This is a genomic window from Paenibacillus sp. GM2FR (genome assembly GCF_002803325.1).
GTDB lineage: Bacteria > Bacillota > Bacilli > Paenibacillales > Paenibacillaceae > Paenibacillus_AQ > Paenibacillus_AQ lautus.
The window spans coordinates 427,170-452,124 of the sequence record NZ_MKZM01000008.1 but is presented as its reverse complement, the minus strand read 5'-3'; the positions used below and the strand labels follow the sequence as shown (position 1 = coordinate 452,124).

At 49.2% G+C, this 24,955-nt stretch carries 21 protein-coding genes and 1 pseudogene; 8 read left to right on the top strand and 14 right to left on the bottom strand.

Features of this window, described 5'->3' with window-relative positions; translation table 11 throughout:
* Window positions 1-365 precede the first annotated feature (365 nt).
* Complete coding sequence (gene rpsD / locus PAEVO_RS02185) at window positions 366-968, top strand: 30S ribosomal protein S4 (RefSeq protein ID WP_100536080.1); 603 nt, start codon at window positions 366-368, stop codon at window positions 966-968.
* A 181-nt stretch (window positions 969-1,149) separates the two neighbouring features.
* Here the strand turns inward: rpsD and tyrS are convergent.
* Window positions 1,150-2,145, bottom strand: a pseudogene (gene tyrS, locus PAEVO_RS02180) (tyrosine--tRNA ligase); the annotation flags it as partial.
* A gap of 117 nt (window positions 2,146-2,262) precedes the next feature.
* Here tyrS and PAEVO_RS02175 point away from each other — a divergent pair.
* The gene (locus PAEVO_RS02175) at window positions 2,263-5,367 is read left to right on the top strand and encodes a transglycosylase domain-containing protein (protein WP_100536079.1); all 3,105 of its coding nucleotides are present in this window, start codon (window positions 2,263-2,265) and stop codon (window positions 5,365-5,367) included.
* A gap of 261 nt (window positions 5,368-5,628) precedes the next feature.
* Here the strand turns inward: PAEVO_RS02175 and acsA are convergent, their stop codons facing one another.
* Window positions 5,629-7,353, bottom strand: coding sequence for an acetate--CoA ligase (gene acsA / locus PAEVO_RS02170; RefSeq protein ID WP_100536078.1), 1,725 nt, complete (start codon window positions 7,351-7,353; stop codon window positions 5,629-5,631).
* Window positions 7,354-7,639: 286 nt separating this feature from the next.
* Here acsA and PAEVO_RS02165 point away from each other — a divergent pair, with 286 nt between their 5' ends.
* A complete protein-coding gene (locus tag PAEVO_RS02165) occupies window positions 7,640-8,272 on the top strand; it encodes a GNAT family N-acetyltransferase (RefSeq protein ID WP_100536077.1) in 633 nt (210 codons plus the stop codon).
* A gap of 113 nt (window positions 8,273-8,385) precedes the next feature.
* Here the strand turns inward: PAEVO_RS02165 and PAEVO_RS02160 are convergent, their stop codons facing one another.
* From PAEVO_RS02160 to PAEVO_RS02145, 4 genes are all read right to left on the bottom strand, one after another.
* Window positions 8,386-9,087 carry a 5'-methylthioadenosine/adenosylhomocysteine nucleosidase gene (locus PAEVO_RS02160; protein ID WP_100536076.1) on the bottom strand — a complete coding sequence of 234 codons (702 nt, stop codon included), beginning with the start codon at window positions 9,085-9,087 and terminating at the stop codon, window positions 8,386-8,388.
* Window positions 9,088-9,202: 115 nt separating this feature from the next.
* Window positions 9,203-10,213, bottom strand: coding sequence for a catabolite control protein A (gene ccpA, locus PAEVO_RS02155; RefSeq protein ID WP_015734310.1), 1,011 nt, complete (start codon window positions 10,211-10,213; stop codon window positions 9,203-9,205).
* Window positions 10,214-10,306: 93 nt separating this feature from the next.
* Window positions 10,307-10,654 (bottom strand): bacillithiol system redox-active protein YtxJ, encoded by a 348-nt coding sequence (gene ytxJ, locus PAEVO_RS02150; protein ID WP_100536075.1) that lies wholly within the window; start codon window positions 10,652-10,654, stop codon window positions 10,307-10,309.
* A gap of 95 nt (window positions 10,655-10,749) precedes the next feature.
* The gene (locus PAEVO_RS02145; protein WP_243390612.1) at window positions 10,750-11,172 is read right to left on the bottom strand and encodes a hypothetical protein; all 423 of its coding nucleotides are present in this window, start codon (window positions 11,170-11,172) and stop codon (window positions 10,750-10,752) included.
* A gap of 305 nt (window positions 11,173-11,477) precedes the next feature.
* Here PAEVO_RS02145 and PAEVO_RS02140 point away from each other — a divergent pair, with 305 nt between their 5' ends.
* Window positions 11,478-12,005: a type 1 glutamine amidotransferase domain-containing protein gene (locus PAEVO_RS02140; RefSeq protein WP_207797441.1), complete on the top strand. Its 528-nt coding sequence runs from the start codon at window positions 11,478-11,480 to the stop codon at window positions 12,003-12,005.
* A 148-nt stretch (window positions 12,006-12,153) separates the two neighbouring features.
* Here PAEVO_RS02140 and ptsP read toward each other — a convergent pair whose 3' ends face one another.
* The 4 genes from ptsP to aroA all read right to left on the bottom strand — a co-directional run bounded on the left by ptsP (window position 12,154) and on the right by aroA (window position 17,751).
* Window positions 12,154-13,917 carry a phosphoenolpyruvate--protein phosphotransferase gene (ptsP, locus tag PAEVO_RS02135; RefSeq protein WP_100536074.1) on the bottom strand — a complete coding sequence of 588 codons (1,764 nt, stop codon included), beginning with the start codon at window positions 13,915-13,917 and terminating at the stop codon, window positions 12,154-12,156.
* The gene (locus tag PAEVO_RS02130) at window positions 13,914-15,797 is read right to left on the bottom strand and encodes a glucose PTS transporter subunit IIA (RefSeq protein ID WP_100536073.1); all 1,884 of its coding nucleotides are present in this window, start codon (window positions 15,795-15,797) and stop codon (window positions 13,914-13,916) included. Before PAEVO_RS02130 ends, ptsP begins: the two co-directional genes overlap by 4 nt.
* 187 nt (window positions 15,798-15,984) lie before the next feature.
* Window positions 15,985-16,407, bottom strand: coding sequence for a CoA-binding protein (locus PAEVO_RS02125; protein ID WP_100536072.1), 423 nt, complete (start codon window positions 16,405-16,407; stop codon window positions 15,985-15,987).
* A gap of 51 nt (window positions 16,408-16,458) precedes the next feature.
* Window positions 16,459-17,751, bottom strand: a complete 1,293-nt coding sequence (gene aroA, locus PAEVO_RS02120) for a 3-phosphoshikimate 1-carboxyvinyltransferase (protein WP_100536071.1) — start codon at window positions 17,749-17,751, stop codon at window positions 16,459-16,461.
* A gap of 166 nt (window positions 17,752-17,917) precedes the next feature.
* Here aroA and PAEVO_RS02115 point away from each other — a divergent pair, with 166 nt between their 5' ends.
* On the top strand, window positions 17,918-18,226 hold the full coding sequence (locus tag PAEVO_RS02115) for a rhodanese-like domain-containing protein (protein ID WP_174819205.1): 309 nt from the start codon (window positions 17,918-17,920) through the stop codon (window positions 18,224-18,226).
* A 132-nt stretch (window positions 18,227-18,358) separates the two neighbouring features.
* On the opposite strand, the gene PAEVO_RS02110 is transcribed toward PAEVO_RS02115, so the two are convergent.
* Window positions 18,359-18,871 (bottom strand): shikimate kinase, encoded by a 513-nt coding sequence (locus tag PAEVO_RS02110; RefSeq protein ID WP_279300438.1) that lies wholly within the window; start codon window positions 18,869-18,871, stop codon window positions 18,359-18,361.
* Between the two features lie 206 nt (window positions 18,872-19,077).
* On the opposite strand from PAEVO_RS02110, the gene PAEVO_RS02105 reads away from it, so the two are divergent.
* A complete protein-coding gene (locus PAEVO_RS02105; RefSeq protein ID WP_243390611.1) occupies window positions 19,078-19,515 on the top strand; it encodes a hypothetical protein in 438 nt (145 codons plus the stop codon).
* 45 nt (window positions 19,516-19,560) lie between these two features.
* Here PAEVO_RS02105 and gndA read toward each other — a convergent pair whose 3' ends face one another.
* Both gndA and PAEVO_RS02095 read right to left on the bottom strand, forming a co-directional pair.
* Window positions 19,561-20,970, bottom strand: coding sequence for an NADP-dependent phosphogluconate dehydrogenase (gene gndA, locus PAEVO_RS02100; RefSeq protein ID WP_207797440.1), 1,410 nt, complete (start codon window positions 20,968-20,970; stop codon window positions 19,561-19,563).
* 192 nt (window positions 20,971-21,162) lie between these two features.
* The gene (locus PAEVO_RS02095) at window positions 21,163-21,759 is read right to left on the bottom strand and encodes a hypothetical protein (protein ID WP_100536070.1); all 597 of its coding nucleotides are present in this window, start codon (window positions 21,757-21,759) and stop codon (window positions 21,163-21,165) included.
* A 264-nt stretch (window positions 21,760-22,023) separates the two neighbouring features.
* Here PAEVO_RS02095 and PAEVO_RS02090 point away from each other — a divergent pair, with 264 nt between their 5' ends.
* On the top strand, window positions 22,024-22,647 hold the full coding sequence (locus PAEVO_RS02090) for a DUF1054 domain-containing protein (protein WP_100536069.1): 624 nt from the start codon (window positions 22,024-22,026) through the stop codon (window positions 22,645-22,647).
* Between the two features lie 373 nt (window positions 22,648-23,020).
* Entirely contained in the window at window positions 23,021-24,496 is a 1,476-nt protein-coding gene (locus tag PAEVO_RS02085) for an aminotransferase class I/II-fold pyridoxal phosphate-dependent enzyme (RefSeq protein WP_100536068.1), read from the top strand.
* A gap of 66 nt (window positions 24,497-24,562) precedes the next feature.
* Here PAEVO_RS02085 and PAEVO_RS02080 read toward each other — a convergent pair whose 3' ends face one another.
* The gene (locus tag PAEVO_RS02080; RefSeq protein WP_071223049.1) at window positions 24,563-24,886 is read right to left on the bottom strand and encodes a DUF1292 domain-containing protein; all 324 of its coding nucleotides are present in this window, start codon (window positions 24,884-24,886) and stop codon (window positions 24,563-24,565) included.
* Between the last annotated feature and the right edge of the window lie 69 nt (window positions 24,887-24,955).

Genomic DNA, 24,955 nt, shown 5'->3' with positions numbered 1-24,955 from the left:
AATGAGACTACTTAATCCAATATCATCTTACTCTTTTCTACCCATTTTTGCATTAGAATTTATGCGTTTTTCACAATAATTTTAGGTCCATGGTCCTATCGACAAAATTAGACAAAAACCAAGTTATAGTAAGTTGCAGGTTGAACTTGACTTTATATCATTACTTCATATAATATTTATTGTTGAGTAAGAATGCAATGCATTCCATGAATTTGGGCGGGTTGTGTCACCCTCACGTTATTTGTTACTGACAGGACAGCGGCTGAACTTTCCTGGCAGATCTTCCGGCGATTACGGTTAGAGCAAACAAATACGGCGCAAATAGAGCCCTAATGAAACTTTAATTAAAAAGGAGTCTATATAACATGGCACGTTACACCGGTCCTAAATTTAAATTAAGCCGTCGTCTGGGAATCTCCCTGAGCGGTACAGGTAAAGAATTGGCTAAACGCCCTTTCCCTCCAGGTCAGCATGGTCCTAACCAACGGAGAAAAGTAAGCAACTATGGTATGCAGCTTCAAGAAAAGCAAAAGCTGCGTCATATGTACGGCTTGGGCGAGAAGCAATTTAAAACTCTGTTTAACAAAGCAACTGGCATGAAAGGTATCGCTGGTGAGAACTTTATGTTCCTGCTTGAGAGCCGTCTGGACAACCTGGTTTACCGTCTTGGCTTCAGCAACTCCCGTGCGGGTGCTCGTCAATTGGTAGCTCACGGTCACGTGACTGTGAACGGCAAGAAAGTCGATATCGCTTCTTACGCTGTAAGCACAGGCGATGTAATCGGTCTTCGTGAAAGAAGCCGCAGCCTCTCTTCCATCAAGGAAGCTTTGGCTAACCGCGTACATCTTCCAGCTTACCTCGAGTTTGATGAAGCAGCAATGGAAGGGAAATACATCCGTCTTCCAGAACGTTCCGAACTTTCCCAAGATATCGATGAGAAGCAAATCGTCGAATTCTACAACCGTTAAGATTAACTCGGAACCCAAAAAACCTGAAGGCCTCGGCCTTCAGGTTTTTTTATGTGATTAGAGGTATAAACTTTAGGTTTTTTTATCCCTTTCTCGCAAGAAAAATCACAGCTAAGCGCGGTCAGTCTTCTGAGAAAGACATCGACAGTCGTTTTATGAATCCTCCGCATTTTCAAAAACCTCAAAAAAGCTTCAATCTGGCAAATTTACGCCTGCCCAGTTGAACCACATCCCCATCCCGAGGAACGATCTCACCGTAGATGTCGCTGCACTTCTCACCATTCCATTTTACGGCCCCCTGCTGGATGCTCCGTCTGGCCTCACCATTGGAAGCGGCAAAACCGAGCAGTGTCAGCAGTTTGATAAGCGTAATCTTTCCATCCTCCAGTTCTCCGCCCGGTACAACGTAATCCTCGATGGTTTCAGGAAGTGCCTTCCGCTGGAAGACGGTCACAAAATGTTGCTGTGCAGCATCCGCAGCCTCCCTCCCATGATACATGCGAACGAGCGTGTGCGAGAGACTCATCTTGGCATCCCGGGGATGAATGCTTCCGTCCCGAAGCCCCTTCTCCAGTCTGGTTACCTCCTCGCCGGCCATATCCGTGGCCAAGCTGAAGTATTTGAGCGTGAGCTCATCCGGAACGGACATGGATTTACCGTAAATCTCATTCGGCTCTTCATCGATACCGATGTAATTGCCCAAGCTCTTACTCATCTTCTGTAAGCCGTCCAGCCCTTCGATAAGCGGCATCGTGATCGCAATCTGAGGTTCTGAGCCATATTCCTTCTGCAGGGTGCGTCCCATCAGCAAGTTAAACTTCTGATCCGTCCCCCCAAGCTCGACATCGGTCTTAAGCGCCACGGAATCCATACCCTGCATCAACGGGTAAAAAAACTCATGGATGCTGATCGGAAGTCCGCCCTGGTAACGTTTTGTAAAATCATCTCGCTCCAGCATCCGTGCCACCGTAACCTTTGCCGATAAGCTGACCACTTCGGCAAAAGTCATCGGCGCAAGCCACTCGGAATTGTAGTACACCTTCGTTTTCTCAGGATCCAATACCTTGTATATTTGTTTTTTGTACGTTTCCGCATGCCGCCTCACATCCTCTTCCGACAATTGCTTACGCGTTTCGGATTTGCCTGTTGGATCTCCAATCCTGCCCGTAAAGTCCCCATATGCTTTCCGAAAAAGTCAATCTTCCTCAAAAAAGGACACGCTATATAGGGACACATGATTCAAAACCTTCGATTTATGCTATAATAGGTGCGTTAAAAGGAGGAGTATACATTCATGGTTGAGGAGAAAAAACAAGAGCCTGAAAAACAGAAGAAACCGCGTAAACGGTCCTTTCTGCGGGTGCTCGGATCCGTCATCGGATGGCTCTTTGTGGTAGGTCTGATGGGCGTTTTGTTCGCCGGCGGAGCCGTAGCTGGCTACGTGACCTCTATCGTTGAGAATGAGCCGGTAAGATCCAGGGCTCTCATCGAGAATACGGTGAACGACAATGCCATAACGGGCTTCGCCTACTTCGCGGATGGCTCACCGATCGGGCAGCTTAGAACCGAAGAAGACAGACGACCTGTGGAATTCAAGGATATTCCCCAGCTTGTTAAGGATGCCGTCGTATCCATAGAAGACAACCGTTTTTATACACATAAGGGTGTTGACATAAAAGGTACCGCTCGCGCCGTGAAGGAACGCGTGCTGAACGAGCCGGTTCAAACCGGCGGCAGCACGTTGACACAACAGCTGGCCAGGCTCACTTTTTTAAGTCGCGACAAAACCGATAACCGCAAGGTAAAAGAAATGCTGCTTGCCATGCGGATGGAACGCTTTTTGAGTAAAGACCAAATTTTAACAGCCTACCTGAACAAGGTTCCTTACGGCAACGGTTCCAGCGGATACCAACTGTTCGGGATCAAAGCTGCGGCAAGAGGTATATTTAACATCAACAATCTGAATGATCTGAATGTGGCCCAAGCTGCATATTTGGCAGGTCTTCCGCAGCTGCCGTCCTCCTACTCTGCTTTCAACGGCAAGGGGGAATTTGACGAGAAATCATTCAACCGGGCAATAAACCGCCAACACCGCGTGCTGGCAAGCATGCTGGAAGAAGGTAAAATAACGCAAGCCGAGTATGAAGAGGCCAAGGCATTCGATATCAAAAAATCGCTTGCTCCTCGCACGCAGAAGGCCTATGTGACTTATCCTTATCTCATGATGGAAGTAGAACGCCAAGCATCGAATATCCTGATGCAACTGGGCGAGGAAGCCGAAGAGAACGCTAAAGGCACGCAAGCAAACTCCGATCTGATGGATGCTTCCCGAGCTCAGCTCAGCACCGGCGGTTACCGTGTTTACACCACCATCGACCGGACATTATACAAGACCATGCGCTCGATCGCAGAGGATAACAGCAACTACTTGCCTGACAGCGCCGAAAAAGGAATGGAGCAAACCGCCGCGATGATGATCGACAACAAAACCGGCGCCATTCTCGGTATGATTGAGGGCAGGGATTTTAACACAGAACAAATGAACTACGCGACACAAATGAAACGACAACCTGGATCTGCCATGAAACCTATTGCTGCGTATTTACCGGCACTCGATTCGGGAGCGATTCAGCCTGCCAGCGTGGTCGATGATTCACCGATCATCTTAAAGGACTACAGCAAAGTATTCCATATCCCTAAAAACTCGTACGCCGGGTACAGAGGATTGATGACCGCAAGACAGGCGCTGAACGATTCGACCAATACGGTGGCACTCAAGCTGTTTAACAACACGGTCGGCATTGAGAAGGCCTGGGAGTTTTCCAAGAAGCTGGGCATCACGACCTTGGAGAAAGACGATTATAATGCTTCAACCGGTGTACTGGGGGGATTGCATTACGGCGTGACAGTGGAAGAGCTTACGAATGCATACAGTTCCATCGGCAATCAAGGCAAATTCACGGACGCTTTCATGATTGAGAAAATCGTGGATTCCAAAGGCAATATTGTCTATAAACACGAAGTGAGACCGGAGCAGGTGTTCTCCGAACAAACCGCGTATCTCATGACGGATATGCTGCGTACCGTCATCACGAACGGAACAGCCAGCAAGGTCAGGGACACGTACAAGAAATTCAATGAGGTTCCGGTCGTCGGTAAAACCGGCTCCACCCAGAACTACGGGGATGTCTGGTTCATGGGGTACTCGCCCGATGTTACGCTTGGCGTATGGGTCGGATATAAGGAACAAAAAAATACGCTCGTTGGAGACCAGCGCAAGCACGCCCAGGCCATTTGGGCCAGAATCATGAACGAAGTGACGGACGTTAAGCCGGAGCTGTTTCCAACCAAAACGTTCGAGAAGCCTGAAGGCATAACGTCCAAGACGGTTTCCGCTTACAGCGGCAAGCTTCCGACTTCCTTAACGGACAAATTCGTAACGGATCTGTTCAACGCGAAGTTTGTGCCTACCGAAAGCGATGATGGTATCGCAAAAGCAAAATACCTCACCTATCGGGGTGTAAATTACATTCCACAGGAAGCAACGCCGTTGGATATGTTGAGAGAACAAATCGTAATCAAGCGTGAAAAGCCTATTGATGAGCTGATTGTGGAGCTCCAGAACGCCCTGAAGGTCATGAAAGGTGAAAAGAGATCGCTGGAATCTTATCTCCCGCAGGACGCGAAAAAAGGGATGCCGAGCAAGGTCGATCCTAGAACAGATGACGGCAAAGCCCCTACCCCACCGAAAAACGTACATTATTCGATGGGCAGCGGGTCCATCAGCTTTAATGCCAGCGGATCTCCTGATGTTGTCGGATACCGGCTCTTTAAGTCCGTTAACGGCAGCCCGTTTACACATCAAGGGCAAGTCGTGCTTGGCGACGAGAGCCTTGTCTTCTCGGGACTTGGAGCTGACGGAATGTTTACTTCCTATTACGTTGTCGCCGTTGACGTAGCCGGCAAAACATCTGAGCCAAGTGCAATTGTGGGCGGCACAGCACCTGGATTCGAAGTTCCAGGCGATAACGGCACGAATCCGGACGACATCGAAAATCCTGGTGACGGCGTCACTGAGGGAGATCCGAATATCGACCTGGAACTTGGGAATGAAGGTGCTGCTACCGTACCGTCTGCACCAGGTCAGCCGACCCTCGCAGCTACCCCTGAGGGCTTTCAAGCCACTTGGAGCGGTAATGCTCCAGTGGAAGAAGTGATGGTCTACAACATCTACATCAGTCCAAACAGTGACGGCAATTACCAGATTCTTGGCTCAAGTAAGAGCACGGAGTTCTACTACTCCTCTGGTAACCCGATCGGCGGTACCTTTAGAGTAACTGCCGTCAATCCAATCGGTGAATCTGCCGCTTCACCGGCCGTATATTTTGAGAAAAAATAGATGATTATATTAAAAAGCCAGCCCCTCTACAGAGATCATCTGTTAGAAGGGCTGGTTTTATTATTAGCTGAAGCAGATGCTTGCAGTTAGTCCATGTCGAAGATTATACTCTTCGATATCTAAAGAAAAACGTTTATCGACGAAATTCCAAGAGGACAGACCACGCTAAGCTGTACTTTTTCTTGCGACAGAAAAGAAAAAAGACTGACTATGAAAATGGCGGTCACCATCTTCATAGTCAGCCCTGTCTTGATCATGGTTTTAATCTTCAATCGTGGACAGATCGCCTGTCGGAAGATCCAGTTCCCACGCTTTCAATACACGGCGCATGATCTTACCGGAGCGCGTCTTCGGAAGTTTATCCTTAAACTCAATTTCACGAGGCGCTGCATGAGCGGAAAGTCCTTCCTTCACAAAACGGTAAATTTCATCCTTGAGCTCCTGAGTAGGTGTATACCCCTCACGTAAGGAGATAAAGGCCTTAATGATCTCGCCACGGGTTACATCAGGCTTGCCGATCACTCCTGCTTCAGCGACAGCCGGATGCTCAACCAGCTTGCTCTCGACTTCGAACGGTCCGATTCGCTCACCGGACGAATTAATCACGTCGTCTATTCTACCCTGGAACCAGAAGTATCCTTCTTCATCCATATAGGCCGAATCACCTGAAATGTACCAGCCCGGAATTCGGAAGTATTCTTCATACTTCGCCTCGTTATTCCAGATCGCTCTCATCATGGACGGCCAAGGTGTCTTGATTGCCAAGTTGCCCATCGTGTACGGAGGAACTTCTTTCCCTTGATCATCCAGGATAGCGGCTGTAATGCCCGGCAGCGGTCGTCCCATGGATCCTGGCTTGATCGCCATCCCCGGGTAGTTACAGATCAGCTGTCCGCCGGTCTCCGTCATCCACCATGTATCATGGATACGCTGGTTATAAGCCTTGTGTCCCCAACGCACTACCTCGGGGTTAAGAGGCTCGCCAACGGATAAAATATGCCGTACATGGCTCAAATCATATTGGTCGATAAGCTCGGAACCCGCACCCATCAGCATGCGGAATGCGGTCGGAGCGCTGTACCATACCGTTACCTTATTGTTTACCAAAGTGCTGTACCAATCCTGCGGACTGAAACGGCCGCCGCGAATGACATTGGTGACACCGTTCAACCATGGAGCAAAAATACCGTAGGACGTACCGGTTACCCAGCCCGGATCGGCTGTGCACCAATATATATCATCTTCCCTTAAATCCAATACAACCTTGCCCGTATAATAATGCTGAATCATGGCATTCTGCACGTGATACACGCCCTTCGGTTTCCCGGTAGAGCCTGATGTATAGTGCATGATCAATCCATCTTCCCGCTCAAGCCATTCAATGTCCAGTTCGCTGGATGCAGCCTCTACTTCCTCGTGGTAGTTTACTAGACGCGGATCCTCTTCTTCAACTTCTCCAACGACAAAAATATGCTTCAGCTCAGGCAGCTCATCCCGCTTCACGCGCGACAACAGTGCAGGCGTCGTAATCAGTGCAACAGCTCCACTGTCCTCCAGACGGTCCTTTACAGCCGTCTCCATAAACGCCTCGAACAATGGGCCGACCACGGCGCCAACCTTCAGAATGCCCAGCAAACCGGCATAGAGCTCAGGGCCGCGCGGCATAAAGATAAATACCCGATCACCTTTGCCAACGCCATATTTGCGGAGTACATTACCGAACTTGTCGGATTTCTCTTTCAGCTGCGCATAAGTAATAGATTCCTCACGATTGGCGTCACTGTACAGGAGAGCTACCTTATCTCCTCGCCCCTCTGCTACATGACGATCAATAGCTTCATACGCCATATTCACTTTGCCCGTCTCATACCAAGTAAAATGTCTTTCGATTTCGTCCCATGAAAACTCGGAGCGTGCCTGCTCGTAACTCTTCATATTGGAATGCGAAACTTCACTTGGCAATATTTCGCTATGCGTTTGATTCATGATAACATCCTCCTCATTCTCAAATCGGTCTCCTCATAGTGGACAGCGCTTACAAAATGATTGAATGAAACATACATTTTACACATTGCGGTGGGTCGTCACGTTGTCGCAGTCATCGAGTCATTAACCCCTAGAATTCGCAAGGAAACATATCGTTAAGTACGACACAAATGTGAAGATTTTATGTCGAAAAGATTATATCATAGCTCTTGTTTGCCTGTCATTGCTTTTCATTTTTTTATTTTTTTGCTATAAGTAGGGTATGGAATTGAAAGGAGCGTAACGGATGGAACACTGCAAGGTATACCAGTCTCATGTTCTGTTCCCTGAAGACCGCCGCCTGATCATCGAAGGACCTGTACCTCCCGAGCAACTATCCGAACTAACCATGCACCCTGATCTCAAGGCTTTTCGTCGTCCTGCGGAGCAGCATGAGGCATTGGTGGAAATTGCAGGCCTGCCCGAAGGCAGAATCATCATCACGAGAGACCAAGATATGATCGTTGGATATGTAACGTTTCATCACCCGGATGAGCAGGAACGCTGGTCTGAGGGCAATATGGAAGATTTGATTGAACTTGGTGCCATCGAGGTAGCGAAAGACTACCGTTCTCTGGGACTTGGGCAGCAGATGATCAAGACTGCATTTGAAGAAGAACAGATGGAGCGTTACATCGTGTTTACGACCGAGTACTACTGGCATTGGGATCTAAAAGGAAGCGGCCTTAACGTATGGGATTACCGCAAAATGATGGAACAGTTAATGAAAATCGTGGATATGGAGTGGTATGCAACCGATGATCCTGAAATCTGCTCCCATCCCGCCAACTGTCTCATGGTCAGAATCGGGCGGCACGTACCGCTTTCGTCACAAGAACAATTCGATCGTATCCGTTTCAGACAGCGGTTTATGTATTAAGTTGATATCAAATAAATAAAAAAAAACAAACTCCCCTGAGCTTGCTCAAGGGAGTTTGTTTGAATGCCGGCGCATACTGGAAATGCATACCTACCAAATCCACAAAGTTTTTACTAGAGTTTGCCCAGCATGTAGTTCACGATTTCGTGTGAACGCTTGGAGGCTTTCACTGTAAACTCAGGGAAGTTGACATGGGCAGAGCCGTCTGCCTTATCCGACATGGATCTGATCACCACATAAGGCACACTGTTCATATAACATACCTGGGCAACGGCAGAACCTTCCATTTCCGCGCAAGCTCCGTTCAGATCTTCGTAGAGCGTACGTACCGTTTCACGGCTGGCAATGAACTGGTCGCCGGACAGAACCTTCCCGATGACGTAATGATTCACCGCCTGCTCTTTGCACGCTTCCTGTGCCAGCTCGATCAACGACGGATCTGCGGGAAAATCGGACACTTCCTGATACGGAATTACCCCGCGCGCAAAACCAAGCGGAGTCACGTCCATATCGTGCTGCATGCAGGAGGAAGAGATGACGATATCGCCAATGTTCAGCTCCGGATGCAGCGCACCCGCTACGCCGGTAAACAATATTTTGGAAACGCCATAGGTGTCAATCAAGATTTGCGTGGTAACCGCGGCATTCACCTTACCCACCCCGCTCTTGCATACAACGACTCTCTTGCCATGAATCGTTCCTGAAGCATATGTAACCCCTGCACGGACTGCTGTTTCTTTATTCTCCAGTTGACTGAGCAGCAATTCCACTTCTTCGTCCATAGCCCCGATTAGGCCGATAACCTGTGTTGTCATACCGATATCCCTCCTGAATTCAAGACCACATAAAAAACCCACCAGAAAAAAGCCCCTTAAACCCAGGAGCTTTCTTCAAGTCAATAGATGTCTAAACAACTTTCATTCACACTTCTTACTCGTTCACATGACTAACCGAGAGGCGAAGAATCGTTTCATGCGGCAGAATCACGCGAGGATTCTCCACATTCTCCTTCTTCATCAGCTTGGTAAGCAAACGCATCGCTACGGCTCCAAGATCATACATCGGTTGAGCCACCGTTGTCAGCTGTGGACGAACCATCGAAGCCATCCGGATATTGTCTACGCTGATGATTGAGAAATCATCCGGCACTTTGTAGCCTTCATCCTGAATGCTATGAATAGCGCCAATCGCCATCTCATCGGTAGCAGCAAATATAGCCGTTGGTTTCTTTTTGAGGCCCAGGAAGTACTTCATCGCTTCCACACCAGACTCATAGCGGTAGTTACCGATCCGTACCAAATCCTCTTGATACTCGATCCCTGCAGCTTCCAGTGCTTTTTTGTAGCCTTGGAAACGCGCATAACCGTTCGCCGGATCCTGCAGCGTGCCGCTGATCATAGCGATCTCGCGGTGTCCGTGCCGGATCAGTGTGTTTACCGCATCAAACGCAGCCTGTTCATGATCAATGTCGACCGAAGGATAAGAGCCTCTCTCGTCGCTTGTCGCACAAAGAACAATCGGCACAGCCGATGTTTGGAACGCCTGGATATGCTCGTCCGTCACCGTTCCACCCATAAACAACAACCCGTCCACTTGCTTCTCAAGCAAGGTGTTGATAACGCGGATTTCTTTTTCCTTACGTTTGTCGGCATTACACAAAATTATATTATAGTGATACATGTTAGCAATATCCTCAATACCACGGGCAATCTCCGCAAAGATCGAGTTCGAAATGTCAGGGATCACAACGCCGACGGTTGTGGTCTTCTTGCTGGCCAGTCCTCTGGCTACCGCATTCGGACGATACCCTAAACGTTCAATCGCTTCGTATACTTTTTTCCGGGTCTGAGGCTTAACGTTCGGGTTATTGTTTACAACCCGTGATACCGTCGCCATGGAAACGCCTGCTTCGCGCGCAACATCGTAAATGGTTACCGTCAAATTCCTTCTCTCCATTGCCAATAGATTTTCATTCGTTCAATACCAATTGAATTTATGATACGACAAATTACTGCTTTGTGCAACGACACGGCATTAGATGCCGTCCAATTGAGCTTTCAGCGCTTCAGCCGTAATATGGGAATGGGATGTATGCCAGACTGGCGCTCCTTCTTTTACAAGAATAACTTGTGGCGATTCGTGCTGTATGCTTAGAGTTTCCGCAGCCTGACCCGACACCGGACGGTCGGCAATGACATCAATCCATACATAGTCGATCCGCTCGTTCGGCTGGTCCTCCAGGTAAGCTTGCACTTCCCTATAAGCTCCGGCACTAATTGGGCATCTGGTACTATGTTTGAACAACAGCAAGGGCCTCTGATCCGAAGATTCAAGCGTGTTGCGTAACTCTTCTATAGTAGTCATTTTCGTCAACGTCGCCATAGGATATACATTCCCTTCATTGTATTGAAGTTCCTATCCTCTATCCTAACAAAAAGTGCGTGAAAAATCCAACAACCGCGAAAATTTTCTGAAAATTATCTTGCATAATTGCCCGAATTTTCAGGAATGAGAGATTTTATGGTACTTAATTGTTCAAGACGCCCCTCAATTTGTCTCATCCAATCACCGTCGCCCATGCTCTGGGCATAACGAAATAGATCCAACAGCATATTGATTCGCTCGTCAAAGACTTCCATGCAGCGTGCCTGCCATTCTACTGACGAATCATCATCGTATGTACGGAACACTTCTCGAAGTACGTATGCAGACTCATTAACATCTGCGAACGAAACGTGTATTCGACCGGTCTCATTGCTAATCGATGCGAGATAGCCAAGTAAATCCGGTTTAATAAGAGGCAGAAGCTCATACTTCTTGCAAGCCTGACAGGCATAAACAGGAACATCACATATTCGAGTCTTTCTTTCATGAATCAGCTTTCTTAATTCCAACTTCATCCATTGTCCGCAGTTGCAGGTTTTGAACAAAATGCCCACCCCAAATCCTATCACGTAATCTAATACCAACAGCCCTATGTCACAAATCTGTCACCTGAACTAGTTCTATTCGACTATCATACCAAAGAATCCTGCAAATTTGTGATAATGCTTTATTTACCAGATATGTTTCCAAATGTTTGTCCTTTGGTCGCTCCTATGAAACTGCCCTCCATATTTGTTACAATGAGTACAGTCTTAAGAGACGTATTCGGTCGTTTTACGGATATATCAAGAAATCTGAAGAGAAAGGGGCTATATCGATCATGAGATTGGCTGGAAAAAAAGTGATAGCGCTTGTAGACGAAGAGTTCGAGGATCTGGAACTATGGTATCCCGTTTACCGAGTCCGTGAGGAAGGGGCCGAAGTCCATCTTGCCGGATTGGAAAAAGGAAAAACTTACACGGGCAAATATGGCGTTCCCGCTCAAGCCGAGTATTCGTTTGAAGAGCTGAACAGCAAGGATTATGATGGAATTCTCGTTCCGGGAGGCTGGGCGCCGGACAAGCTGCGCCGTTATGATAAGGTGCTGCAGCTGGTTAAAGAAATGAATGCGGACAAAAAGCCGATCGGGCAGATTTGCCACGCCGGATGGGTGCTCATCTCGGCCAAAATCCTGGACGGCATCACGGTAACTTCCACACCGGGAATCCGGGACGATATGGAAAACGCCGGTGCAATCTGGAAGGATGAAGCGGTCGTCACCGACGGTCATATTATTTCCGCCCGCCGTCCACCGGATCTGCCGCCGTACGGCAAAGCCTTTTGCGATGCATTGGCACAGCAAAGCTAGTAGCTCCCCCTGCACCACGAAAAACAGCCGCTTATTTCACCAAGAAGAGCTCTGGTGAGATAGGCAGCTGTTTTTTTTGTGAATATAGCTTGTCCACTCAAAAAAGAAACATGAAAAATTGGAATGTGATCCCGTTTCTTGAAGCTTTTTAAGAGGCCGTGCTGTCCGTACCGTTAGTTCCGTTCAGATAACTGCTCCGTTCGGCAAAGGCGCTTAGACGCTCTTCGACAGCGGAGCTGGTACGCAATTTGAAGCATGCCGCTGCCTCCCCCTTCGCTTCTGCCGCATTGGTATTCAAGATGCGATGCTTCACGCGAAGCAGGGATTGCGGAGACATGCTTAGATCCTTAACGCCAAGCTCCAGCCATATCGGAATCGCCCGCTCGTCCCCTGCCATTTCTCCACACACGCTGACCGGTATGCCTGCCTCATGCGCAGCCTCCACCGTCGTCCGAAGCATGCGCAAGACCGCAGGATGAAACGGATGGTACATATGCGCGATCTGCTCGTTCATCCGATCCACCGCCAGCACATACTGAACCAGATCATTCGTCCCGATGCTGAAGAAATCGGCTTCCTCTGCCAACAAATCCGAGATGGTGACTGCTGCCGGCACCTCAATCATGATGCCGACCTTAATGTTCGGATCGTATGCAATGCCGCGTTGGTCCAAATCGGCCATCGCACGCCGCAGCACGGCATTAGCCTGTTTGACTTCATCTACCGAGGATATCATCGGATACATGATTTTGACGTTACCAAAAGCGCTGGCCCTCAGAATAGCGGACAGCTGGGTCTGGAACGGCTCTGTTCGATCCAGACTGATACGGATGGCGCGATATCCCAGGAAGGGGTTCTCTTCTTCCGGCAGCCCGAAATAATCCAGCTGCTTATCGCCGCCAATGTCCAGCGTACGGATCACGACCGAGGCCTGACCTGCGTTCTCGGCAACCAGTTTATACACTTCAAACTGCTCTTCTTCCGAAGGAAAGTTGTGGCGGTCCATGTATAAGAATTCCGTCCGGAACAATCCGACTCCCTGCGCGCCGTTCTTCAGCGCAATCTCCATTTCTTTCACGGAGTTCATATTCGCGGCCAGATTAAAATAGGTTCCATCCTTCGTAACCGCATCAACCGTTGCCAGGAGCTGCAGCTGCTCTTTCTTTTTCCGTTGTTGCTCGCGGATCCCTTCATAACGATCCACGATCAGCGTGTCGGGCTCCAAATACAGCAAGCCTTCATCTCCATCCACAACTAAATGCTGTCCGGTCTGGATCGGATGATCCAGCTTGTTCTCAATCCCGGATACAAGCGGTATGCCGAGAGCGCGGGCCATAATCGCCGAATGAGAGGTCTTGCCACCCGTCATCGTCACTATGCCAAGAACATGGGAAGGGTTAAGGTGCACAAGCTGAGACGGAGAAAGTTCCTTCGCAACCAAAATATAAGGCTGCGTGTCAGCCGGTAGCTTGACTTCCGGAGCACCGAGAAGATGTTTGAGCAGCCGATTGCCAACATCCTTAATATCCAGCGCCCGCTCCTTCATATACTCGTCGTCCAGCAAATCGAACATGGATACGAAGTGATCGATCGCCTCTTTAACCGCCACCTCGGCAGCCTTGTACTGGCGCTCGATGATCCCTTGAATTTCGTTCATGAACACGGGATCCTCCAGTATGGCCAGATGCGCATCAAAGATCTGCGACTCCTCGTGCCCCACCATTTCCTTGAATTCGTTCTTGATATATTCAATTTCATTCTTGGAGGTTCGTATGCCTTCATATAAGCGCTCGAACTCTTTGGCTAAATCGACAGCATCCATTTCGGAATCCGGAAGGTCCAGCTCCCAATGCGGCAGTACGAAAGCCTTACCGATCGCTACGCCTGTTGCTGCGCCAATGCCTTGTATCATGATTCTCTACCCCCAGCATTACTCTCATTTAATACGACGGACATGACAGATGACTGTCCTCTCTTAACGGACTTGAATGGAGCAAAGCTCCAAGATCTTACTTTATCGGGATTGGTGATCACCATAGGTGTGGCCAATGAAGCGGCATGTGTCTTTAAATACGCCAAATCGAACTTGACCAGCAGTTGCCCCGGCTCAACGGTATCCCCTTCGCTTACCACAGCTGTAAACGGTCCTTTCAGTTGAGAGGTATCGATTCCGATATGGATCAACACCTCGAGCCCATCCGGCGTTGAAATGCCAATGGCATGCATCGTCGGATAGACATGCATCACGGTTCCGTAAACCGGAGACACAAGTTCCCCTTTTTCCGGAATGAACGCAACGCCGTTGCCGACAAGCTTGGCGGCAAAAATATCATCCGGCACTTCGTCAATCGGAAGCATACGTCCCTGTACGGGCGCGCTAAACAGAACGCGCGGCAAATCTTGCTGCATCAGCTTATTTATCTCTTCGCGGATGAGCTCAGAATACGTCCCGAATACCACCTGGACGTTACCGCCGCCCAGCTTGATGATGCCGGCTGAACCGAGCAATTTCAGTGCGTCCGAATCAATCTGGCGGTCATTGTATACGGTCAATCGAAGACGCGTCATGCAGGATTGGACCTGAACGATGTTGTCTTTCCCCCCAAGCGCCTCCAGAATAAGCGGTGCCTGATAGGGAATGTCTCCTGCCCGGCCTTCCAGCGCCGAACCTTCTTCACGCCCGGGTGTCGGGATTTCGAAGGTGCGAATGGCCCAGCGGAACAGAAAATAGTAAACGATGCCGTATACCGCCCCGATCGGTATGATGATCCAGGCGTTCTGCGACAAATGAAAATTGAGTACATAATCAATAAATCCGGCTGAGTACGAAAACCCGTGATGGATATCAAACGCATAGGTAAGCACCATCGCGAACCCGGCCATCAGGGCGTGGAGCACATACAGATAAGGAGACGCAAATAAGAACGCGAATTCAATCTGCTCCGATACCCCGGTCAAAAAACAGACAAGCGCAGACCGCATGAATGTTTTTTTCACCTTCGGCTTCAAATCTTCTCGTGCCTCTTGAATAATCGCAAATGCAATCGCCGGCAGGGCAAACATCATAATCGGGAATAACCCCGCCATGAAGTCGCCTGCTGTTGGATCACCCGCAAAGAATCGGGGGAGATCTCCCTGAACGACGGTACCGTCTTCCGTCTCGTACGAGCCCAGCTGAAACCAATACACGTTATTCAACAAGTGATGCAGGCCGAAGGCCGTCAGTACCCTGTACAAAATGCCGTAGAGAAATAATCCGAACGCCCCCATATGTACGGTCAGATCATAAAAAGCATCTAATCCGCGCTGTACAATGGGAGCCATCCCCAGCATGATCCATGCAAATATTGTGGAGAACAGTCCCATGAACAAAAGTACAAATCGGGAGCCCCCAAAAAACTGTATAGCTTCAGGAAGCTTAATATGTTTGAACCGGTTATAAACGTAACCGGACATTACCCCAAAAATAATACCAATCAAGGTCGAGGGCTGTACACTCCCGTCTCCCAGACGGGATATAACCTGATCATAGATGAACATGCCAGCCAAAGCGGCAAGCCCTGCGGGTCCTCCCTGGTTCGAGAGCCCCCATGCGACACCGATGGCAAATAAATACGGCATATAATAAAACACGCCGTGCCCCGCTGCCTGGGCAATCTCGCCCAAGGTTCCGAAGCCCCACGCCGACCATGGCAGACTTCCCACGCTAAGCAGGAGAGCTGCCGCCGGAAGCGCCATTGTAGGGAGCATAACTGCTCTGCCCAGCTGTTGTAATGATCCCAACCAATTCAAGGCGAGCCCTCCTTTCTATCCTTGATGGTAAGCGCTGCGCCTGTTTTTGTCAAAAAGAAATCAGGGCAAATACCAGATAGAAAAGCAAGCCTCGCAAGCAGTACGACGGCAGGCACGGATCGTGTCCAGTCTGCCACGGCTGCTTCAACATAAGGCTTGCTCCTAATTCCAATGCACTAATTAAATGTTAACGTCCGCCCAAAGCGATGGAATCCTCCACCTTAATGCAGCGGTCCATGATGGCAATCATGCCGCTCTTCTCCGCGATAGCCGCCGCCTCTTCGCTAATAATTCCCTGCTGCAGCCACAGCACCTTGGCGCCAATCTCGGCAGCTTCCCGCGCCACGTCGGCACAATATTCACTGCGTCTGAACACATTGACGATATGGATCGGCTCCGGAATGTCCTTCAGGGACGGATAACTCTTCTCCCCAAGGATTTCTGTTGCTCCAGGGTTAACCGGGATAATCCGGTATCCGCGTTTTTGCATCGCAGCAGAAACCATATGAGATGTACGGTCCGGCCTGTCGGACAGACCGACAACAGCGATATTGCCTGCGTTTCGCAAAATATCCGCGATTTCTTCGCGCGTAGGATTTTCAAATGCCATGCTTCAAGACCACCTCTCCATTCGTAATAGACGAGCCGCTTGGCTATTCCTTTATTTTACCCATTCTACGTTAGCTCCAAGCGCCTTCATGTGATCAAAATATTGCGGGTACGACTTGGCCACATGGTGCGCGTCCTTAATCCGGATCGGCTGATGTGCGCGAAGCCCGACCACCGTCAGAGCCATGATCACCCGATGATCATAATGGGCATTGATCTCCACACCACCCTCAACGCCTTGCGGACGGCCGTGAACGATGATCTCGGCCTGGCGTTCCTCAACGTTGGCTCCTGCTTTTCGCAATTCATTCAAATAATCCGTAATCCGGTCGCATTCCTTATAGCGGAGATTCTCCACGTTGTAGAATCGGGAGGTTCCTTCCGCAAACACTGCGGCCGCTACCATCGCAAGCACCGCATCGGTGGCTGCATCTCCGTCAAATTCCAATGCCTTGAGGGTACGGTTGCCCTGCACATGGACATTTCCGTTCTCGTGCGTGAGCGGTACCTCCATCATCCGAAGGACGTCAATAATGGCCCGCTCCCCCTGCTTGCTGTCCTCCGACAGATTGCGGATGGTTACATCCGACTGTGTAACCGCAGCCGCCGCCAGGACGGCAGCGGAGCCCGGATAATCGCCTTGAACCGTATAGGTCTTCGCTTCGTAGGATTGACCGCCAGGAACCCGGAAGAAGGTATAATCGTCCTGTGCGTGAATCGTAATGCCCGCCTGCTCCAGCACTTCCAGGGTCTGACCGATAACGACCTTGGATTTCAAATCTCCGGTAACGGTAATTTCACTGTCTTCGGCAAGCAGTGGCGTTAAGAACAGCAGTGCGCTTAAGTACTGCGAACTCACTTCGCCAGAAACGGTGAGCTGTCCGCCCTTAGGCTGACCGCCACGAATCGTGATCGGCAGCTTGCCCTCGTTATGCTCCACCTCCACACCCAATTGACCTAGCGTATCAATGAGATCATCATGAGGACGTTTGCCCAGTGATTCCGGATAGGTATTGACGAAGGTAACCTCTTTCGACAACGCCGTGATTCCCATCAGGAAACGCAAAACGGCACCGGCATTACCGACATTCAGTTCCTTCACATCCCGCGGCGATTTGCCAAAGCCCGTAATGACCGCCTTCTCCTCGTCCTCCACGATCACGGCTCCGAGATCTCGAATACAGCGTCTCATGGCATCGCTATCCTCGCTATGTGCTGGGTAATAGATCGTGCTCGTTCCTTCCGCAAGTGCAGCCACCAGCAGGTAACGGGTAGTATAGTTCTTGGAGGATAACGCTCCAATCTCTCCGTTTAATATAGGCGTAGGCTTGACGATTACATCCATCGTATGTATCTCTCCTTGTGTATATTATGTTACGATAACCAACCTTTGAAATCTCCCCTAGGATAAATTGACAGGGAAAGAACCGCTTGGTTATCATAGTCATGTGAACTGGAAATTCAGATCGTTACGATCTTAATCATTTATTATCAGAAAAGAGGTCTATATGATGAAACCGATCCCTCAAATGGAAACATCGGAGCTTAGAAGCCGGCTTCAAAACGGCGAAAATGTGTACATGATTGATGTCCGCGAGGATGAGGAAGTTGCCGCCGGCATGATCAGCGGCGCCAAGCATATTCCTATGGGCGAGATTCCGAATCGCCTGGACGAAATTCCACGCGATCAAGAGGTTGTCTTCATCTGCCGCAGCGGTGGACGCAGTCAACATGTATGCGAATTTTTGAATCACCAAGGCTTGACTAATGTAATCAACATGAAGGGCGGCATGCTTCAGTGGCATGACGATGAAGAATAGACAAGCTTTATGGAAGGTGCGGGATGATCGTTATCCCCGCCTTTTTTGCTTGTTCCAATCCAAATGCGGTCCCCAGATTCCCCCATAGAGACTAATCCATGATCATCATTCCAAACCCGTTCGCTGACCATCTTAGCCGCGGTAATGCGTTAAAATGTCAGTCGCCACTTCCCCTGCGGATCGGCCAACCGTATCCACGATGACATCCGCAAACAGGTATTTGTCCTTTCGTTCATCCAGGATACGCCGAACTCTATCTTCGACATCACCCGCAAGCAGCGGTCGATTGGCATCGCCCCGTACCCGTTCGACGATGCTGGCAGCATCGGCTGTAAGAGCAGCGACCCAGCCACCACGTTTCATTTGGTCACAGTTCTCGGAACGAAGCACAGCCCCTCCGCCGGACGCTACGACAATGCCTTTCCGTTGCAAAACGCTGCGCAGTGCAGCAGATTCAGCCTCACGGAAATAAGCCTCCCCATCCGCTTCAAACATCTCGGAAATCGTTCTGCCTTCCATCCGCTCAATTTCCGCATCCAGATCAATCAGGGTGTAGCCGAGCGTGTCTGCCAGAAGACGCCCTACAGTTGACTTGCCCGTACCCATCATCCCGATCAGAATGATGTTCCTACCTATCTTATCCAATTTGACACCCCATTTGCTGCTTCACTGTAAAGGTTGCTCATATCATACCACAGCCCCAAATCTTTCGACAATGGACCTGACTCTCTAAATTGTTGTAATGCGAGTAACCCAAGTAAAGCTCCAATTTTAACGAGTCTATCTGGTCCCCTATTGTCATATACTAAATTACAAGAATACAAGATTAAAAGAAAGGAGTGAAATTCATTATGTCTTCTCGTCCAACCGGTCTCTCTTCCGCTGCCAAGCGCATCCGCCGGATCCTCGACCCATCCTACCCGTTATGCCGCGAAGATGTGATCTGGGTGCTTCATTTTGTCCAAAAAAAAGTGGCTCTGAAGGATCCTGCGCTGCTGGATCTTTCAAAGCCACGTTTGCTGCAAAATTTCAACAGTTACTGCGAAGCCGCGCTGCTCCTGCTCGGAAGCGGAAACCACATCCATACCAAGAACCACGACATCCGCACCTGTCTCTTAGAAGCCATGCACGGACTTCCTGAGCTGGCGGAGGCACACTCCCCTTCTCAAGCCCGCACGGTTGAATCTCTGATCTCTCCCCCGGCGAATGGAATTCGTCCTACCTCCGAGAGTGAAATTAACCCATCCAGCGAGGATGGTATTCATACTCACGTGAAAGAGCAGGATTAATCCATCCAGGGAGGATGGTATTCATACTCACGTGAAAGAGCAGGATTAATCCATCCAGTTATAGTGGAAGGTTCCTTCTTTGTCCACGCGTTTAAACGTATGCGCTCCAAAGTAGTCACGCTGAGCCTGCAGCAGGTTCGCTGGCAGGTTTGCAGTGCGATAGCTATCGTAGTATGCAAGCGCGCTGGAAAAACCAGGAACCGGAATGCCCAGGGACACCGCGGAAGCAACTACCTTACGCCATGCATCTTGATAGGATTCAATAATATCGGTAAAGAACGGATCCAGCAGCAGGTTCTTGAGCTCAGGATTGTTCTCGTATGCATCCGTGATGTTCTGCAGGAAACGGGAACGGATAATGCAGCCGCCGCGCCAGATTTTAGCGAGGTTGCCGTATTGCAGGTTCCAGCCGTATTCATCGGACGCCACGCGAAGCTGTGCGAAGCCTTGAGCGTAGGAAACGATCTTGCTTGCAAACAGCGCTTTGCGTACATTTTCAATGAACTCGGCTTTGTCGCCGTCAAATGCAGCCGTTTTTGGACCATTCAGGATTTTGCTTGCGGCCACGCGCTCTTCTTTCATCGCGGAAAGGAAACGGGAGAACACGGATTCGGTGATCATGGACAGCGGTACGCCCAGGTCTAGGGAGCTTTGGCTTGTCCATTTGCCTGTTCCTTTTTGACCCGCCGTATCCAGGATGACGTCAACCATCGGCTTGCCGGTTTCTTCGTCATATTTGGAGAAAATGTCCGCCGTAATCTCGATCAGATAGCTGTCAAGTTCGCCTTGGTTCCACTCCGTGAAGATTCCGTGCAGATCCTTCGCGTCAAGGCCGAGTACGTCCTTCAGCAACTGGTAAGCTTCGCAAATAAGCTGCATATCGCCATATTCGATACCGTTGTGAACCATTTTTACATAATGGCCGGCACCGTCTGGTCCGATATATGTACAGCAAGGCTCTTCGTTAACTTTAGCGGAAATGGCTGTCAAAATAGGCTCAACCAGCTTGTAGGCACTTTCTTGTCCGCCAGGCATGATCGATGGACCTTTCAACGCGCCCTCTTCGCCGCCGGAAACCCCAGCACCGATAAAGTTAAAGCCTTTTTCAGCCAGTTCTTTGCTGCGGCGCTGTGTGTCAGGGAAATAAGCGTTACCGCCGTCGATGATGATATCGCCTTTGTCCAAATGTGGAATCAGCTGTTCAATCGTAGCATCCGTAGCTTGTCCCGCCTGTACCATGATCAGGATTTTACGAGGAGTTTCAAGGGAATCCACGAATTCTTCGATCGAGAACGTCCCCTTCACTTGCTTGCCTTCGGTTTCCTTCAGCATATCTTCCGTTTTTTGCGGAGAGCGGTTATATACGGAAACGGTGAAGCCTTTGCTTTCGATGTTCAGGGCCAGGTTTTTTCCCATTACAGCAAGGCCAATCACACCGATTTGTTGTTTTGACATCTGGTTCTCCATCCTTTGCTCCAATATATTTTTAAACAACCCATCCCTATCCGAGATGATTTGCAATAATCTTATATTAACGTTTTTCATTTGACAAGTGAACCCCTGTCACAAAATCAGAACACGCGCGAAAACACCCCTTCTGTTTCGGAGTGTTGTTCGTGCTTTAAACTTGTATCCGGGTTGAAGTCATCACCACTCCAGTCTCATCAGCTCCAAGGAAAGCTCACGGAGTCTTTGCTTGCAAGCCGAAATTTTGTCTTCGTCCCCCTCTTGCAGAGCCGCATGGAGCTTCTCAAGCTCATCATCGGTTTCCAGTCTGGACAGCAGTAATCGCTGTTCCCCTACATCCGATTCAAACAACCGCAGCATTTCCTGCTCCGTCATCGGCGTCCCCTTCTGAAACAGCACCCGCTGCCGGTAACCGGATATTTCCACGAGTCTTATGACCTCACCGAACAAAATATTCTCGATCAATATTTGCCGATCCTTGAAACGTTTCACGACAGCATGGCCACGGGTATTCTCGATCAATTTCTCCATCCATTCCGCGAGTTTGGGATCACGGATCATATAATCGCCTACCAGTTTAAAACCGCTTCCTGTTCGTTGAAACCGCAGCTTTACCAGCTTGCGACCTGTTCGGATTGAAATGACAAACTGCGTATCATTCTCGCTCCAATAAAGCGAATATCCTTCCTGGATCAATTCCTTGATTAGGTCCTGGATATGCCGGCGATCAAACCGGAGCTCCAGGTTGCAATACTCCACTTCCTCGCTCTTATTCACGGCACTCCCTCCTCCGGTTTACTACCGATCATTAAACGGCGGTGAAGATTTCCCCCATGGCTGGTTTTGATGTTGTCTTATCTATATCTTATACTCCATCTTATGTAACGGTAACTTGGTTTATTGACTATTTTTAACCCACATGAACATACGGTGAAGCTTTTCTGGGCAATGCGTGATGTCCGTTCGCCTTATGGTATAATAAGTTATCCAAAAACCGAGTTTAGTAACGATATCATCAACAACAGGGAGGCCATCACATACATGACGGTTACCGGATTTAAAGATCAAGATTTCGACGTATTCTCCGTTCCCGGGCTTGAAGCCCGTATGGAGGTTCTCATTGAACGGGTAAGACCCAAGCTGGAAGTGCTAGGGGCTGAGCTCGCCCCCTATGTATCCGCATTGGCTGGGGAAGAGATGTTTGTGCATGTGGCCAAGCATGCTAGACGCACTGTCAATCCTCCCATTGACACCTGGGTCGCTTGGGCTGCGAGCAAACGCGGCTATAAAGCACTGCCTCATTTTGAGGTAGGCATGTTCGGAACCCATCTGTTTGTCATCTTCGCGATTATTTACGAAAGCCCCAACAAAACCGTGTTTGCCAGCAACCTGGAAGCCAAGCTGAAGAAAACAGCGAAGGCGCTGCCTAAACATTTCTACTGGTCCATGGATCACATGAACCCGGCCGGCACCCCTCATCAGGATATGAGCGAGGAGGATTTCACGCGTCTGATTGAGAAGCTGAAGCAGGTGAAAAAGGCTGAAGTCATGTGCGGACTGCGCATCCCGCGCGAGGAAGCCGTCAAGCTTGAAGGGGACGAGCTGGTGCAAAAAGTGCAGGAGACGTTTGAGACGCTGCTGCCGCTTTATAAAATGGCGTTTTAATGAGCATGATATGTGGATGAAAAGGGCTGCTGATGCAGCTCTTTTTTTAAGATTACAGAATTTATAAATTTTCAGCGAAGCTGAACAATTCTATAATCGCAAGAAAAACTTCCTTTAAGCGCGGTCTGTCTTCTGAGAAAGTACGTCGATAGACGTTTTTCTTATGGATGATATTTTAATGAAGGAACGATGAAGATCTTGTTGCTCCTCCGTAATATGTCTAAAGTTTGAAGCGTTGCCGGACAAAGCAAAAAAAGCCGTTCATTCTCCTTGCATTCCCCCCCTATTTTGCTATACTCAATTTTGTTTATATAAAAACAGAAATCTACAAATCATAAGAAAATAAACATAAGGAAAGGTTGTGACAACGTCCATGGACCACAGTCGTACACCGCTCTTCACCGCACTTAAAGAACATGCGGCCAAAAACCCCGTGCAATTTCACATTCCGGGACATAAGAAGGGCCTCGGCACCGATGCCGAATTTCGGGAATTTATAGGGGATAATGCCTTTTCTATAGATTTGATCAATATTGCGCCGCTGGATGATTTGCATCAGCCTACGGGCGTCATCGAGGAAGCCCAAAAGCTGGCCGCCGACGCATTCGGTGCCGATCACACCTACTTCAGTGTCCAAGGAACAAGCGGAGCGATCATGACCATGATCATGTCGGTATGTTCGCCCGGCGATAAAATCATCGTACCGCGCAATGTCCATAAATCCGTGCTTTCCGCCATCATTTTTACCGGGGCCAAGCCTGTATTCGTATCGCCTGCCCAGGATTCCAATGTGGGTATCGATCACGGAATCACCATCAGCTCGGTCCGAAAAGCATTAAAACGTCACCCTGACGCCAAAGCCGTTTTGGTCATTAACCCAACTTACTTCGGGGTTAGCGCGAATCTGAAGGAAATCGTGGATTTGGCTCACAGCTACAATGTGCCCGTTCTCGTGGATGAGGCGCACGGAGTATTGATCCACTTCCATGAAGACCTTCCGATGTCGGCAATGGAAGCCGGGGCCGATATGGCTGCGACCAGCGTTCACAAACTCGGCGGCTCGATGACGCAGAGCTCCGTATTGAACGTGAATACCAAGAACGGATACATCAATCCTTACCGCGTACAAACAATCATCAGCATGCTGACCACAACCTCAACCTCCTATATCCTGCTGGCATCGCTTGATACTTCACGCCGCAGTTTGGCGCTGCATGGACGCGAAATGGCTGCAAGGACGATTGAGTTGGCGCAATATGCACGTCATGAAGTTAATAAAATCGAAGGTTTGTACAGCTTCGGTGAAGAAATATTAGGCGGAGAAGCAACGTACTCCTATGATCCGACCAAATTGACGATCCATGTACGTCATCTTGGTATTACAGGATATGAAACCGAGAACTGGCTGCGGGATCACTACAATATTGAGGTGGAGCTCAGTGATATGTACAATATTCTGTGCCTCATTACACCGGGGGACAATCGGGAGACCATCGATATTTTGCTGACAGCGCTCCGCGAGCTTTCGGATCAGTACATGCATGTGAATGAGATTAACGAGCTGGTTGTGAAGACACCAGAAATTCCGCAGTTATCGCTTATCCCTCGCGATGCGTTTTACGGAGATACGGAAGTTGTGCCTTTCAAGGAATCGGCAGGACGCATTATTGCCGAATTTATCTATGTCTACCCGCCAGGGATTCCAATTCTGCTTCCGGGCGAAGTGATTTCCCAGGAAAACATCGATTACATTATCGATCATGTCGAGGTAGGCCTTCCGGTTAAAGGTCCTGAAGACCGCAGCATCCAAAATGTGAAAGTCATCGTGGAAACAGACCCTATATTCTAAAATGGCAGCTGTAAATACAATAAACCCGGTGCGAGAGGTTCGCACCGGGTTTATTGTTTGGGAGTCTTATTCCTGGTTTGCAGCAGCGACCAGTTCGTTGTAAACCGCCTCTACTTCATTCCATTCTTCTTCGTCCTCAATATTGTAAAGAACCATTTCCTCGTTCTCTTCTTCCATACGTAGAATGACGCCGTCCGCTTCCGGATTTTCGCGTTCAAGCAAAAGCGCGTAAAGTTTCTCGCCGACATCAAATGTCTCCACAAGAACCATCTCTACTTCTTTTCCTTCTTCATCCGTCAATGTCAGCACAAACTCTTCATGTTCGTGATCGTGGTCATGGTCGTGACCGCAACCGCAAGCATCTCCGTGTTCATGTTTGTGTTCACTCATTGAAAAAACCTCACTTCGGTTAAATTATCATACTTTCGTATCGTATCACGGATAGCTTCTTCAGGTCAA

Excerpts from the sequence above, each read along its gene's own strand:
- PAEVO_RS02115 (WP_174819205.1), top strand. The coding sequence starts at position 17,918 with ATGAAACCGATCCCTCAAATGGAAACATCGGAGCTTAGAAGCCGGCTT.
- PAEVO_RS02165 (WP_100536077.1), top strand. The coding sequence starts at position 7,640 with ATGGAACACTGCAAGGTATACCAGTCTCATGTTCTGTTCCCTGAAGAC.
- PAEVO_RS02080 (WP_071223049.1), bottom strand. The coding sequence starts at position 24,886 with ATGAGTGAACACAAACATGAACACGGAGATGCTTGCGGTTGCGGTCAC.
- ytxJ (WP_100536075.1), bottom strand. The coding sequence starts at position 10,654 with ATGGCGACGTTGACGAAAATGACTACTATAGAAGAGTTACGCAACACG.
- PAEVO_RS02105 (WP_243390611.1), top strand. The coding sequence starts at position 19,078 with ATGTCTTCTCGTCCAACCGGTCTCTCTTCCGCTGCCAAGCGCATCCGC.
- PAEVO_RS02085 (WP_100536068.1), top strand. The coding sequence starts at position 23,021 with ATGGACCACAGTCGTACACCGCTCTTCACCGCACTTAAAGAACATGCG.
- acsA (WP_100536078.1), bottom strand. The coding sequence starts at position 7,353 with ATGAATCAAACGCATAGCGAAATATTGCCAAGTGAAGTTTCGCATTCC.
- PAEVO_RS02175 (WP_100536079.1), top strand. The coding sequence starts at position 2,263 with ATGGTTGAGGAGAAAAAACAAGAGCCTGAAAAACAGAAGAAACCGCGT.
- aroA (WP_100536071.1), bottom strand. The coding sequence starts at position 17,751 with ATGGATGTAATCGTCAAGCCTACGCCTATATTAAACGGAGAGATTGGA.
- PAEVO_RS02145 (WP_243390612.1), bottom strand. The coding sequence starts at position 11,172 with ATGAAGTTGGAATTAAGAAAGCTGATTCATGAAAGAAAGACTCGAATA.
- rpsD (WP_100536080.1), top strand. The coding sequence starts at position 366 with ATGGCACGTTACACCGGTCCTAAATTTAAATTAAGCCGTCGTCTGGGA.
- gndA (WP_207797440.1), bottom strand. The coding sequence starts at position 20,970 with ATGTCAAAACAACAAATCGGTGTGATTGGCCTTGCTGTAATGGGAAAA.
- PAEVO_RS02160 (WP_100536076.1), bottom strand. The coding sequence starts at position 9,087 with ATGACAACACAGGTTATCGGCCTAATCGGGGCTATGGACGAAGAAGTG.
- PAEVO_RS02090 (WP_100536069.1), top strand. The coding sequence starts at position 22,024 with ATGACGGTTACCGGATTTAAAGATCAAGATTTCGACGTATTCTCCGTT.
- PAEVO_RS02125 (WP_100536072.1), bottom strand. The coding sequence starts at position 16,407 with ATGGCATTTGAAAATCCTACGCGCGAAGAAATCGCGGATATTTTGCGA.
- ptsP (WP_100536074.1), bottom strand. The coding sequence starts at position 13,917 with ATGATACAAGGCATTGGCGCAGCAACAGGCGTAGCGATCGGTAAGGCT.
- PAEVO_RS02140 (WP_207797441.1), top strand. The coding sequence starts at position 11,478 with ATGAGATTGGCTGGAAAAAAAGTGATAGCGCTTGTAGACGAAGAGTTC.